Source organism: Mycobacterium sp. NGS56 (assembly GCF_059812425.1).
Genome location: NZ_JCALCQ010000011.1, coordinates 135,038 through 148,303, shown reverse-complemented (window position 1 = coordinate 148,303; position 13,266 = coordinate 135,038). Strand labels below are relative to the sequence as shown.

The 13,266-nt window shown below is 67.2% G+C and carries 12 protein-coding genes and 1 pseudogene; 7 read left to right on the top strand and 6 right to left on the bottom strand.

Annotated features, from left to right (window positions below):
- Positions 1-46 precede the first annotated feature (46 nt).
- Positions 47-1,030: a nitronate monooxygenase gene (locus tag AC5Y4F_RS21845; protein WP_499998565.1), complete on the top strand. Its 984-nt coding sequence runs from the start codon at positions 47-49 to the stop codon at positions 1,028-1,030.
- Positions 1,031-1,033: 3 nt separating this feature from the next.
- Here the strand turns inward: AC5Y4F_RS21845 and AC5Y4F_RS21840 are convergent, their stop codons facing one another.
- Complete coding sequence (locus AC5Y4F_RS21840; protein WP_067936501.1) at positions 1,034-1,687, bottom strand: O-methyltransferase; 654 nt, start codon at positions 1,685-1,687, stop codon at positions 1,034-1,036.
- A gap of 157 nt (positions 1,688-1,844) precedes the next feature.
- Here AC5Y4F_RS21840 and mymT point away from each other — a divergent pair, with 157 nt between their 5' ends.
- Positions 1,845-1,991 (top strand): copper-binding metallothionein MymT, encoded by a 147-nt coding sequence (mymT, locus tag AC5Y4F_RS21835; protein WP_082947674.1) that lies wholly within the window; start codon positions 1,845-1,847, stop codon positions 1,989-1,991.
- A gap of 42 nt (positions 1,992-2,033) precedes the next feature.
- On the opposite strand, the gene AC5Y4F_RS21830 is transcribed toward mymT, so the two are convergent.
- The 4 genes from AC5Y4F_RS21830 to AC5Y4F_RS21815 all read right to left on the bottom strand — a co-directional run bounded on the left by AC5Y4F_RS21830 (position 2,034) and on the right by AC5Y4F_RS21815 (position 6,295).
- Complete coding sequence (locus AC5Y4F_RS21830; protein WP_499998608.1) at positions 2,034-4,109, bottom strand: beta-glucosidase; 2,076 nt, start codon at positions 4,107-4,109, stop codon at positions 2,034-2,036.
- Between the two features lie 44 nt (positions 4,110-4,153).
- Positions 4,154-4,666, bottom strand: coding sequence for a TIGR04338 family metallohydrolase (locus AC5Y4F_RS21825; protein WP_067936489.1), 513 nt, complete (start codon positions 4,664-4,666; stop codon positions 4,154-4,156).
- Positions 4,663-5,412 (bottom strand): DUF2786 domain-containing protein, encoded by a 750-nt coding sequence (locus AC5Y4F_RS21820; RefSeq protein WP_067936487.1) that lies wholly within the window; start codon positions 5,410-5,412, stop codon positions 4,663-4,665. The genes AC5Y4F_RS21825 and AC5Y4F_RS21820 overlap by 4 nt, the downstream gene beginning before the upstream one ends.
- Before the next feature lie 88 nt (positions 5,413-5,500).
- Entirely contained in the window at positions 5,501-6,295 is a 795-nt protein-coding gene (locus AC5Y4F_RS21815; protein WP_231986397.1) for an alpha/beta hydrolase, read from the bottom strand.
- Here AC5Y4F_RS21815 and AC5Y4F_RS21810 point away from each other — a divergent pair.
- Together AC5Y4F_RS21810 and AC5Y4F_RS21805 are read left to right on the top strand one after the other, a co-directional pair.
- A pseudogene (locus AC5Y4F_RS21810) lies at positions 6,288-7,422 on the top strand (sigma-70 family RNA polymerase sigma factor). The gene AC5Y4F_RS21815 and the pseudogene AC5Y4F_RS21810 sit on opposite strands and share 8 nt — an antisense overlap.
- Positions 7,423-7,435: 13 nt before the next feature.
- Positions 7,436-8,845 carry an alpha/beta hydrolase domain-containing protein gene (locus tag AC5Y4F_RS21805; protein ID WP_499998557.1) on the top strand — a complete coding sequence of 470 codons (1,410 nt, stop codon included), beginning with the start codon at positions 7,436-7,438 and terminating at the stop codon, positions 8,843-8,845.
- Here AC5Y4F_RS21805 and AC5Y4F_RS21800 read toward each other — a convergent pair.
- Entirely contained in the window at positions 8,842-9,984 is a 1,143-nt protein-coding gene (locus AC5Y4F_RS21800; protein ID WP_499998555.1) for an NAD(P)H-dependent amine dehydrogenase family protein, read from the bottom strand. The two genes, AC5Y4F_RS21805 and AC5Y4F_RS21800, sit on opposite strands and share 4 nt — an antisense overlap.
- 128 nt (positions 9,985-10,112) lie before the next feature.
- On the opposite strand from AC5Y4F_RS21800, the gene AC5Y4F_RS21795 reads away from it, so the two are divergent.
- The 3 genes from AC5Y4F_RS21795 to AC5Y4F_RS21785 are packed head-to-tail and all read left to right on the top strand — an operon-like array spanning position 10,113 to position 13,215.
- Complete coding sequence (locus AC5Y4F_RS21795; protein WP_067936473.1) at positions 10,113-10,937, top strand: MarR family transcriptional regulator; 825 nt, start codon at positions 10,113-10,115, stop codon at positions 10,935-10,937.
- A 25-nt stretch (positions 10,938-10,962) separates the two neighbouring features.
- Positions 10,963-11,688 carry a pirin family protein gene (locus AC5Y4F_RS21790; RefSeq protein WP_067936470.1) on the top strand — a complete coding sequence of 242 codons (726 nt, stop codon included), beginning with the start codon at positions 10,963-10,965 and terminating at the stop codon, positions 11,686-11,688.
- 57 nt (positions 11,689-11,745) lie between these two features.
- Positions 11,746-13,215 (top strand): YhgE/Pip domain-containing protein, encoded by a 1,470-nt coding sequence (locus tag AC5Y4F_RS21785; RefSeq protein WP_499998550.1) that lies wholly within the window; start codon positions 11,746-11,748, stop codon positions 13,213-13,215.
- Positions 13,216-13,266 lie beyond the last annotated feature (51 nt).

Below are 13,266 nucleotides of genomic sequence, written 5' to 3'. Positions count from 1 at the left end.
GTCGCTCGGCGCGGCCGTATCGACGAGGCGCGTAGCGTGTTGGGTCATGGACATCGTGGACCGGCTCCGGCTCGATGTGCCGATCGGGCAGGCCGGCATGGGCGGCGGGCTGGCGGGCGCGACGTTGGCGGGTGCGGTCGCCCGGGCGGGCGGACTGGGCACGCTGGGCATCGATACGCCGCACCGGCTACGAACATCGATCGAACTGGTGCGCACACAGGCGCCCGGCCGGGCCGTTGCGGTGAATCTGTTGATGCCCTTCGTTCATCGTCGTCATGTCGCGGTCTGCGTCGAAGCCCGGGTAGACGCCGTCGTGCTGGCATTCGGCGAGAAGCGGGGTCTCGTCGCGCACCTGCGAGATGCCGGGATCTTCGTCTTCGTGATGGTGGGCACCGAAGCGCAGGCGCGCGCGGCGATCGCTTCTGGCGCCGATGGTTTGATCGCTCAGGGACGCGAGGCCGGCGGCCATCTCGTGGGAACCATGGCGGCGCTGGACTTTCTGCCGCGCGCGCTCGCCGTGGCCGCCAACCGTCCGGTATTCGTGGCCGGCGGGATCGCCACCGGCACCGACACCCGTGCCGCGCTGGACAGCGGCGCCAGCGGTGTCATTGCCGGCACCCGATTCCTGTTGACACACGAGGCCAACGCGAACCACGAGTACCAGCGCCGAGTCTTGCGGGCGGACAGGACGATCGAGACCAACCTGTTCGGCCTGAGCTGGCCGTTGCGCCACCGCGTCGTGCCCAACGCGGCCACGCACCGGTGGTGCGGCCAAGACGGCAAGGCCAAGGCGCTACCCGCCGCTTTGAATGCGGCCAGCCGCCCGCTGTCGGCGCTGGGATATTTCGACGCGGGGCCGCTGATGCGGCTGCAATCGCCGGCCTTCCCGTTCTTCACGCCGCTGGCGCCGGTCGCCGGCGTGCCCGATTCCTGGTTGGACAGCGCGGCGCTGTATGCCGGTGAAACCGCGTTGCGGATAAGCGAACTCACCTCCGCCGAACAGGCCGTCGCCGACCTCACCGCGCGCTGACACTTAGCGCACCAACGCGAGCGCGAACCCGTCCCACGGCTTGGCCCCTACCGTCTGGATCACCGCGGTGTCCAGCCGCGGATCCTCGCCCATCGCCTGCAGCGTTTGGCGTACCGCCCGCGCCTGAGCGTTGGATGCCGGCTCAAGGATCTGTCCCTGTCGAATCACGTTGTCCGCCACGATGATCCCACCAGGCCGGGCCAGTCGCACCGTCCACTCCAGGTACGCGGGATAGTTCTCCTTGTCGGCGTCGATGAAGATCAGGTCGAAGGGACCGGTCACCGTCGGCAGCGTGTCCAGGGCGGCGCCGACCACGACCTCCACCCGATCGGCGAGGCCGGCCCGCTCCAGATTGGCGCGCGCCACCTCGGCGTGCTTGGGCTCGTATTCCAGCGTCACCACCCGCCCTCGCGGGCCGGCTCCGCGTGCCAGCCAGATGGTGCTGAAACCACCTAATGTGCCGAGCTCGAGGATGCTGCGCGCACCGATCGCAGCGGCGAGCAGGCTCAAGAACTTCCCTTGCTGCACCGATACCGCAATCGGCGGCAATCCGGCCGCGCTGCTGGCCTCGAGCGCCGCGCTCAATGAGGCATCGCCGTCGACCACCGTGTTGTCCAAGAAAGCGTCGACGTCTTTGGGGGTTGGTTGCCCGGTCATGATGCCCACGCTAGCCGCGCGCGACCAGGCCGGCACGACGAGTGGAGTGGGTATCGAACCGACCGCAGGCCGTTTACTATATACCCGTGGGGGGTATACAGTGAAGGTGCGGTCGACCCGCACCGCACGAGTCACCACACGAGAAAAGGTGAGATAAATGGCAAGTTACGAGGCCGGGACCGAGCTGACATGCGGCCACGAAGGCTGCGGCTGTCGCGTCCGCATCGAGGTCCCCTGCCACTGCTCGGGTTCGGGTGAGCCATATCGCTGCACGTGCGGCGACGCGCTGGTCCCCGTCAAGTAAGCCGTCGGACCGGTCGCGCGTTCGGGTGTGCACCCGTGTAAGTCATCGCCCGAACGTGCGACCGGTCAGCTCGACCGAGGCTTCCAGCCTCATCGCTGTCGCCGACACACCCACCGCCGCCGTATAGGCGCCCGGGTGGATCCGCCAGCTCTTGGCGCGGCCGTCGTAGCGGGCGAGCAGGCGCGGATCCGCCTCGACGCTCACCCGTTGGGTCGCATCCGGCTCGAGCTCCACCCGCGCGAATCCCAGTAGCCGTAAGCAGGGTTCGCCGGCGGCGGCCGTCAAGTACAGCTGGGCTACGTCCGCCCCGGCGCGGTCGCCGACGTTGACGATGCTGAAACTGGCGCAAATGGTGTCTTCGCCGCTGACCACCAGGTCGCGGTAGTCAAACCTGGTGTAGGACAACCCATGACCGAAGGCGAACATTGGTTCGTGACCGCGCGCGGCAAACCAGCGGTAGCCGACGTCGGCTCCTTCGAGGTACTCGATCGTGGTCGGTGTCCCCCACGGTCCGTCGGCTTGGGGGAGCTGCGGACGCGGGGTTTGGGCTAGATCGATCGGAAAGGTGATCGGCAGCCGCCCCGACGGATTCACCTTCCCGCTGATAATCTCTGCGATGGCCCGCGCGCCGGCCTGGCCCGGAAACCACGCTTGCACAACTGCATTCACCGAGTCCCGCCAGGGCATCGACACCGGATTTCCGGTCTGCAGCACCACGACGGTGTTGGGATTGGCCGCCGACACCGCCGTGATCAGTTCGTCTTGGCCCCACGGCAGCGAGAGGTCGGCGATGTCGAAGCCCTCGCCCTCCGCGCGCACTGCGAACACGATCACGATGTCGGCCATGCCCGCCGCCCGCACCGCCTTGGCCGGACTTATCCCGGGATCGAACTCAATCTGGGCGCGCGGAAGGTGTTTTCGCAACTCGTCCATTGGACTCGGGGCCAGCAGGTACAGCTTGCGCAGCCCGGCCTCGGGCCCCTTGCCGCCGATCGGGACCACATCCGCGTATCCGCCCGGCGGAACTACGGTGCTGGAACCAAATCCGGCCGACACACCCAGATGGGAATACCCGCCGATGACGGCGATGCGCACGCTCGACCCGGACACCAACGGCAACAGCCCCCGGTTGGTCAGTAGCACCGTTCCCTGCCGCGCGATGTTCAAAGCAATCTCGTTGTGCGCTGCCATGTCCGGTGTCGACGCCGCCTCGGCGTCGTCAACTCCGACCGCGAAGATCGACCGCAGAATCCGGCGAACCATGTCCGAGAGGCGCTGCTTGGTCAGCCGGCCGTCGGCGTACGCCTCGCGTAGCGGCGCACCGAAGGACTCGGCCCGCCATAACAGCGCGTCGATCTGGGCCCCGCACTCCTGATCGAGGCCGGCCAGGGCGCACCGCCAGCTTGGTGTGGCACCCCAATCCGACATCACCCACCCCCGATAACCCCAGGCTCCTTTCAACACGTCGTTGATCAACACGGCATTCGCCGCGGCATACTCACCATTGATCTTGTTGTAGGCGGTCATCACGGCGCCGGGTTGGGACCGCTCGATCGCTAATTCGAAAGCCAGCAAGTCGGATTCGCGATGCGCATCGGGATCGATGACCGCGTCCAGGAAATGCCGATTGGTCTCGTTGCAGTTCAACGAGTAGTGCTTGACCGTCGAGATCACGCCATGGTGCTGGATGCCGTCGACCGATTCGGCAACCATCGTCGCGGTCAAAAGCGGGTCCTCGGAATGGTATTCGAAGTTGCGACCGTTGCGGGGGTCGCGGGCCAGGTTCATCGCGCCCGCGAGCTGCACAGTGAACCCGCGGCTGCGTGCTTCGCGGCCGATCACTTCGCCCGCGGCCCGGGCCAGCGACGGATTGAAGCTGGCGGCCAGCGCCAGACCGGCGGGCAGCGCGGTGGCAGTGTCGCCCGGGCGGAATCCGGGGTTGGTGACGCCCAGGCCGGCATCGCTCATCAGCAACGCCGGGACACCCAGACGCGGAATCCCCGGCACGTATCCGGCGCTAATCGGCGCATCCGCGGGGATGCGCTCGTCGCGCACCGGCCACATCTCGCCGGCCCCCATCACCGACACCAGTAGTGCGAAACGTTCGTCGTCGGTCATCTGGGCTTCGACCTCGCGTGCCCGCGCATCGGGATCGGTGGGGCTCACCGCACGCCCTCTTTGGCGTAGATCACGCGCAGCACGTGCCCCAGTTCCGGTCCCATCACCAGCTCCGTCAACTCGCAGATCGTCGCGACGAACTCGGGGCCGTGCGGCGGCTCGGCCTGGCACAAATGATGCGCCACTTCATGCAGAATCACCAGCTCACGCAGCGCCCAGTCGGCGGTGTCACGATCGGGGACCGCGATAATTCCTGTGCCGTCCCGGTTTTCGTAGTGTGCAGCGCTGGCGGCGCGCCGTCCTCGCACCCGTAGCGGCGCCACCACCGGCCACCGTTGCCGCACCGCCGGCAGCGCCAGCACGTCGTCCACATAGCGCTGCGCGGAGGCCACCGAACCGAATCGCCCCTCCGGTGGCAGCGTCAACTGCGTGCCGAAGAACTCCACCACCGGTGAACCGTGCTGGGCGGCACGGTCGAACAGCGTCCGGACGAACTCCTCGGCCGCATACACCTTGGAGCGCTGAGAATCCCGCGGTGGGGAGTTCTCCGCCGTCACCCGCTCAGCGCGCTCCGCGCCCCGGGAAGTTCGGGACTGTTGCCCAGGCGTGCCCGCTTGCCGGCCCGGTCCCCGGCGCGGCGCGCCGCGGACGAATACCCCGCCGACACCCGTGCGGCCTGCCAGGTGCCGCGGGCCTTCGACGCACTGCGGTAGTAGTCCACCAGCTCGACTTCCTTGTCCCGCAACGCGATAGCGGTTCCCGGCGACCGGCTGCGGTCTTTGGTGGCTTCCCGGCGGGCCTGGTCGCGGGCCTCGGTCAGCCGCTGGCCCACGCGTGCCCCGAACGCCAGCTGGAAGTTGAGCCGGGCGGTGATCGTCGGCGTGGGACGATGCGCACCCGAGGCGAGGTAGGCGTCCGACGCGCGGACCATCTGCACGACCAGGCTGGCGTACAAGGCGTGGCTGGCATCGATGTCCTCGACGAACCCGTAGGCGTACACGAACGTCGAGTTCGAGGCCACGTCGCAGCGCACGTCGTTGGCAGCGGCGATCAGCACGAACAGCTGCACATATGTGCGTAGCCCCTTCGTGCCGGCGTTCCCGATGGTGATGGTGCGCTGCGTCGGCGTCTGCGCCGCCGACCGCTGCGCCGAATGGGAGCGCGCCACCGCCAGGTCGATGGACGCGGCCGTCGCGAGCCGCTGCGCGGCCGACATGAACGCGTCGGCTTCGTGGGTGTTGTCGGTGCCCTCAGCCTGACGCAGCAATGCTGCGATGCGGGCCAGCATCTTGTCGTCACTCATGGCACCGCTCCTCCCCATCGCTCCGCTCTGCATCGTCGCCAGCGCGACTCATAGCGCCAAGGTACGGGAGCGGTCCGACACGCCCGCCTCACAGGCGAGCGGTGATCCAGGAGACCACGTCATCAAGCACCTGTTCGCGCTCGGGCTCGTTGAAAACCTCGTGGTAGAGCCCCGGATAGACCTTCAGCTCGACGTCGGTGGACCCCACGCACTCGACGAGACGCCGGCTGCCCGCGACCGAGATCAGTCTGTCCTGCTCCCCGTGCACCACCAGCAGCGGCGCCGTCAGGGCCGGTGCCCGCCGCGGCATGGTCTCGCCGACCAGCAGCAACGCACGGCCGATGCCGGCCGGCACCTTGCCGTGATACACCAGGGGGTCTTCTTTGTAGGCGGCCACCACCGCAGGGTCGCGGGAAATGGCGTCCACGTCCAATTCCTGCGCCGGCAGCCCGGGCACGATGGCGCCCAGCACCTTAGCGGTCAGCGCCAGCAGCGGCGAGATCTGATCCTGGGCCGCGACCGCGGGCCCCGACAGCACCATCAGGTCGTAGTTGTCCGGTCGTTCGACGCCGTAGGCGAAGACGATTCCGCCGCCCATGCTGTGCCCCAGCACAATGCACTTGAGGCCGTGATGTTCCCGGGTGGCGATGCCCACCAGGGTGTCGAAGTCGGAGGTGTACTCATGGATGTCGCGCACCAGTACCCGCTTGCCGCCGGAGCGGCCGTGCCCCCGATGGTCCAGCGCATAGGTGACCAGCCCGGCCTCGCCGAAACGCTTTGCGACGTGGTCGTAGCGACGGGCGTACTCGCCGAGACCGTGTGAGAGCACCAGGACGGCTCGCGGCGCGGTTTCGGGCGTCCATACGTCGTAGACGATGCGCACACCGCCGAAGCCGTCGAAACTGCGTTCGGTGCGGTTCACTCGGAGGTCCTACTCATTACCGGCAGCGTAATGGCTGCTGTTGTGGGCCGGGTGCCCCGACACTGCGTAGGCTCATGCGGATGAGCCTTCTCGCGCATAACTCTGGAGGTGACCCGGTAGCCGGCGAGGGTTTCTCGGCGCACGCAGAACCCTATCGCCGCGAACTGCTAGCCCACTGCTACCGGATGACGGGGTCCGTGCACGACGCGGAGGACCTGGTGCAAGAGACCCTGCTACGGGCCTGGAAGGCGTACGACCGTTTCGAAGGCAAGTCCTCGATGCGAACGTGGCTGCACCGCATCGCCACCAACACCTGCCTGTCCGCGCTGGAGGGACGCCAGCGCAGGCCGTTGCCGGTGGGCCTGGGTGGTCCGAGTTCAGACCCGACCGCCGAGCTGGTGGAGCGACGCGAGGTGCCGTGGCTCGAACCGCTGCCGGAACTGACCGAGCATCCGAACGACCCTTCGGTTGTCGTCGGGTCGCGGGAGTCGGTGCGGTTGGCGTTTGTCGCTGCGCTGCAATACCTCCCGCCACGACAACGGGCGGTGCTGCTGCTGCGCGACGTGCTGGGATGGCGCTCCGCCGAGGTGGCCGATGCGGTCGGAACCACCACCACCGCCGTCAACAGCCTGCTGCAGCGGGCCCGGTCCCAGCTCGAAGCGGTTGGGCCCAGCGCCGAAGACGAACTGGTGCAGCCGGATTCGGCCGAGGCCCAGGATCTGCTGGCCCGCTACATCGCCGCGTTCGAAACCTACGACATCGACCGGCTGGTCGACCTGTTCACCGCGGAGGCGATCTGGGAGATGCCCCCGTACACCGGCTGGTATCAGGGCGCGGGCGCAATCGTCACGCTCATTCATCAGCAGTGCCCGGCGCAGGGCAGCGGGGACATGCGCTTGCTGCCGCTGATCGCCAACGACCAGCCCGCCGCAGCCATGTACATGCGCGCCGGCGCGGCGCATGAAGCTTTTCAGCTGCACGTGCTGGATGTGCAGGAAGGCAAGGTATCCCACGTGGTGGCTTTCCTCGACGACACGTTATTCGCCAAATTCGGGCTGCCCAGTTCGCTGTGCGCGGGCCAGAGTTGAGAAAGATGCTGCCGTGACGAATACCGCCCAAGTGACGCCGACCCCCGGCAAGCCGGCGCTGCTGCTGAGCGCCTTTGACCTGGCCGAGACGGGCTACGACGTCGAGGAGTTCTTGGTCGCCGGCACGGCGTGCCGCTACACCGCGGCGAACGAGCTGGGTCCCGATGGCCGCTGGGACGTAACACCCTCTGGCTCGGCCGGTTTCACCACCCGCATCGTGGTGTTGACGCCGTCCGATCCCGCTCGGTTCAACGGCACGGTGCTCGTTGAATGGCTCAACGTGAGTGGTGGCATCGACGCCGCCGCGGTGTGGATGATGGCGCACCGCGAAATGCTGCGCGCCGGTTACGCCTACGTCGCCGTCTCGGCTCAGCGGGTGGGAGTCGAGGGTGGCGAAAGCCTGCTCGACGCGGATATGTCACTGAAAAGCCAACATCCGCAACGGTATGCGTCCCTGCACCATCCGGGCGACGCGTTCTCTTACGACATCTTCTCCCAGATCGGCGCCCTGATCAAAAATGGCGAACCCGGCGCCATCCTGCAGGGGCTGCCCGCACAACGTGTCATCGCACTGGGCGAATCCCAATCCGCCATGTTCCTCACGACCTACATCAACGCCGTCGACCCGTTGGCGGGTATCTACGACGGATTCCTGGTGCACTCCCGGTTCGGCCCGGCCGCCCCGCTGGACGGCAGCTCGATCTTCGAAGAATCCGCCGCGACGCGGGCGGTGGCGTTCCGCCCGGAACTGCGGGTCCCACTGCTGACTGTCATCACCGAGACCGATGTCCTCGGCGGCCCGCGCGACGGCTACTACTTCGCTAGGCAGCCGGACAACGAGCTGCTGCGGGTTTGGGAGATCGCCGGTGCCGCCCACGCCGACAACTACACGATCCAGGTAGCGTTCATCGACAGCGGGTCGGCACCGCTCGAGACCATCGTGGCCGGCTACACGCCGACCAACATGCTGATGGGCCAGCAACTGGCGCACAACATCAACTTCGGTCCGCAGCACCATTATGTGGTGCAGGCGGCGCTCGCGGCGCTGAACACCTGGGTCGCCACCGGCGAACCCGCGCCGCGCGCGGACCCGCTCGAGGTCCGCGAAAGCGATGGGCCGCAACCCGTTCCAGACGGCAACGGACTAGCCCGCGGTGGCATTAGAACGCCATGGGTGGATGTGCCGATCGCCAGGACGTCGGGCCTGGGTGGCGAGGAGAGCATCATGTCGGCCATCTTCGGCTCCGGAGAGCTGTTCGACGCCGACACGATTCAGCGGCTCTATCCGGGTGGTGCCACGCAGTACCTGGAAAGCTTCGCCGCCGCCCTCGAAGCCGCGATCGACTCGGGGTTCATCCTGGCGGCCGACCGTGCCGAGATCCTGGAGCTCGCCGCCGCAACGTATCCCGGCGGCCGCGCTTAGAACAGGCGGCTGTCCGGCGGCGGGCCCGGTACCCGACGCAGCAGGCCGGCCCCGGTGATCAGCGGCAGGTCCAGCACGGACAACAATCCGGGCGGGGCCGCGCACACCGCGGGGATGGCGTTGACCATCCGCGACGCGCCGGCGATGCGGGCCCCCAGGTCGTGGTCCGCGTCCTCGGCCATCTCGAATTCGCAGCGCATGCTCGGCGACCCCTCGATCTCCACCCGGTATAGCCCCTGTCCGGACGCAGGCCCGTAGCCGAGGTCCTTCGGTGTGATGGAGATACGCGGCTGCGGCCAATCAGGGGCGATGTCGTCACGCATGCGCGTCACATGGTCAAGCACGAAAGTCGGCCTCCCGTCCACGTAACCGGTGAGGGTCGAACGCATCGCGGCGACGGTTCCCGCGGCGATATGACCCGTCGGGGTGTCGAAGGACTCGGTAGCGGGGATCCGCTCGTTGCTCTCCTCGATGTTGTCGATCTTGACGCCCAGCGCGGCGGCCAGCTGGTGCAGCACCGGACCCCAGCCGAAGGTGAAGATCCCCGGTTGGGCCGCAAGGGCCGGGTAGTCCGGTTGTTGGCCGAAGCCGAGGATCTCATACACGGCGGACCTGTCCGGATAGGTCGCGTAGTTGAACACCTCGGTCACCCGCACCGACTCGATCACCCGGGCGACGCCGGAAAGCACCAGCGGCAGAACGTCATTGGCGAACCCGGGGTCGATGCCGGTGGTGAAGAACGATACGCCGCCGTCGATCGCGGCCCGGCGCAGCGGGTCGGTGAAGGCGGCGCGCTCCCGTTCTGGGGCGTCGGGAAATACCAGCGGCACCACCGAGCACGACACCACGTTCTTACCTGCCCGCAAGATCGACACCATGTCCTCGACAGCCTCCAGCGGCCGCAGATTCGCGGCGGCCGCGTATACCACCACGTCGGCGTCACCGGCCAGCAGGGCCGCCGGATCTTGCGTGGCCACGACGCCGACGGGCGAGATGCCACACAACTCTCCCGCATCGCGACCGGCTTTCGCGTCGCTGTGCACGACCACATCGACCAGTTGCAGCTCCGGATGGTCGATCACTCCGCGTAGAGCGACCACACCCATCGAGCCCGGCCCCCATACTCCGACCTTGACCACGATTTTCTCCTAATATTAGGACGTATATCCTTGCATTTTGGACGGATCGTAGGGAGGTGGCGGTGGATACGTCAACGGCCAAGACCCGCGGCGAATCGGGCGCCAAATCACCACCCACCGCCCGGGTAATGAATGTCCTTGCTGCACTCGCGAATTCGCCACACGGACTGTCCTCAGCCGAGCTGGCGAAGGCCTGCGTGATCAGCACCTCCACCTGTGCCCTGGTGCTGGCCGAACTGGAACGCCGGGCCTGGGTCGCGCGCCGCGACGATCGCCGCTACGTGCTGGGCAGCGGATTGTTCGGACTGGTTCACGGCCTGCGTGAGCAGTTCCCCCTGCTGGACCGCGGGCGTGACGCATTGCGCTTCCTGCACCACACGCTCGGGGCGGGTTGCTCGATGTCGCGGATCGGCACCCGGCACCTGATTACCGTCGATGCGGTCGGCCATGGCACCGACGGCGAGCACGCCGTGGGACAGCGCTTTCCCATCGACCCGCCTTTCGGTCTGGTCGCCATGGCCTGGCGCGACGACGACTTCGTCGAAGCGTGGTTGCATCGGGTGGTGCCCAGGCTGACCCGCACCGAAATCGCAGAGCACCGACGGGTGCTCGCCGATATTCGCGCCCGCGGCTACGGTGCGTGGCGCTTCGACGACACTCACCGCTCGCTGCACACTCGGCTTGCCGATGTGCTGGCCTCGTTGGAGCCGACGGCGCAGGTCACCCGCCAGCTCACCACGCTGATGACGATGGTGACCCTGCGGTCGGTCACCGATGTGCTTGAAACAGAGCTGGCCGCAGCGGAATTCGTGGTCCTGCCGATATTCGGCCATGACGGCCAGCCGGAGTACCAGATCGAGATCCACCTGGGTCACTCCACCGGGCTGACCTTGCCGGAACTCGACAAGGCGCTGCTGCAGGCCCAAGGGCTGCTCACCACGGCGGTGACCTGATCCGGCAGAACATTAGGCTGGAGCGATGTCCGCCACCACCGAGATAAGGGATGGCCGAACCCGGGCCGTCACCAACACTCCGTGGCTGACATCTCGGCACTCTTTCTCATTCGGTGACCACTACGATCCGGACAACACCCATTTCGGGCTCCTGCTGGTGAACAACGACGACATCGTCTCGCCGGGAACGGGATTCGACACCCACCCGCACCGGGATATGGAGATCGTGACCTGGGTGCTGCACGGCGAGCTGTCGCATCACGACTCCGCGGGCAATCGAGGCGTGATCTATCCCGGTCTGGCGCAACGCATGTCGGCCGGGAGCGGAATCCTGCACTCGGAGCGAAACGACTCTCGCAGCGAGCCGGTTCATTTCGTGCAGATGTGGGTGGTCCCCGATGAGGCCGGTGTCCAGCCGAGCTACCAACAGCACGATATCGACGAGAAGCTCTTAGCGGGCAATCTTGTTACGATCGCCTCAGGCATGCCCTCGCATGACGCCGCGATCACCCTGCACAACCGCAACGCGGCGCTGCACGTGACGCGGTTGACCGCCGGTGCGGAGGTGGACCTTCCGCGGGCTCCCTACCTGCATCTTTTCGCTGCCCGTGGCCGGGTCGACGTGGAAGGAATCGGCGCGGTGGCCCACGGCGACGCCGTCCGATTCACCGACTGCGACGGTCGGCGCGTATCGGCGAGCGAGCGGGCAGAACTGCTGATTTGGGAGATGCACGCGAAGCTTGGTGACTGAGGCCATAGAGGGCCGGCTCCGCAGCCCATAGAGTGGGCTCGACAGACAGGAGTCGGCATGCCTCACTCGCACCCGCAGCACGCGGCGCCCAACCCCAACCGGAACATCACGGCGATCCGCACCGTGCGGTTTTGGGCGGCACCCCTGGTGATCACCGTGGCGTTGATGTCGGCGCTGTGCGCGCTCTATCTCGGCGGCATCTTGAACCCGACGACCAACCTGCGTCATTTCCCCATCGCGGTGGTGAACGAGGATGCCGGCCCCGGCGGCGCACAGATCGTCGACCGCCTGGTTAACGGGTTGGACAAGAGCAAGTTCGACGTTCGGGTGCTCCCCCGTGGCGAGGCCAAGCACCAAATGGACACCGGCCGGGTGTACGGCCAGGTGCTGATACCGCCGAGCTTCTCGTCGAAGCTGCGGGACTTCGCGACCAGCGCGGTGCTGCCGGCCCGCGCGGACCGGCCATCGATTACCGTCTCCACCAATCCGAGGGCCGGCACCCTCGGCGCGAGCATCGCCGGTCAGACCCTCAACACGGCGATGGGCATGGCCAACGGCATAGCCGGGCAACGGGTTATGGCGGAGGTCGCCGCGCAGACCGGCGGCGCGCCGCTGGCGGGGGCGGCCCAAGTGGGCCTGAGTGCCCCCATCGAGATCCAGTCGAACGTGTACAACCCGCTGCCGAACGGCACCGGCAACGGCCTGTCCGCCTTCTACTACGCGCTCTTGCTGCTGCTGGCCGGATTCACCGGCAGCATCGTGGTCAGCACACTGGTGGACGCGCTGCTGGGTTATGTGCCCGCCGAATTCGGCCCGGTGTACCGGTTTGCCGAGCAGGTCAGGATCTCCAGATTCCAGACGCTGCTGCTGAAGTGGGCCCTGATGGTACTGCTGGGGCTGCTCACCTCGGCGGTGTATCTGGCGATCGCCGACGGGCTCGGCATGCCCATCGACCACAGCTGGCAGCTCTGGGCGTTCGGCGTCTTCGCGATCGCCGCGGTGGGAATCACGTCCAGTTCCCTACTATCGGTGCTGGGCACTGCCGGAATGTTGGTCAGCATGCTCATCTTCGTGATCCTCGGGCTGCCGTCAGCCGGCGCCACGGTACCGCTGGAGGCCACACCGTCCTTCTTTCGCTGGCTGGCCGAATTCGAACCGATGCACCAGGTCTTCCTCGGGGCCCGGTCGCTGCTCTACTTCGGCGGCCGTAGCGATGCCGGCCTGACCCAGGCCCTGAGCATGACCACCATCGGCCTCGTCATCGGATTGCTGCTTGGCGGTGTGATCACGCATCTGTACGACCGCAAGGGCTTTCACCGAATTCCGGGAGCGGTCGAACTGGCGATCGCTCAGGAGCACCAGGCGCAGCATCAGGCCCGCCGCGCTAAGCACGCCGAACCCGCCGCCAACACGCCGGCCAAATCCGAGCCGGCCGAGCAAGCCGCCACCGAGCCGGCCGACCCAGCGGCCACCGCACCGGCCGGAACCGCGGCCGCTGAGCCCGAAAGCTCAAGCGAGCAAGCGTAATTCGGGCGTAGCCCCGCCGTCACCGCAACGTTATTTATGTTGACAGTGTGA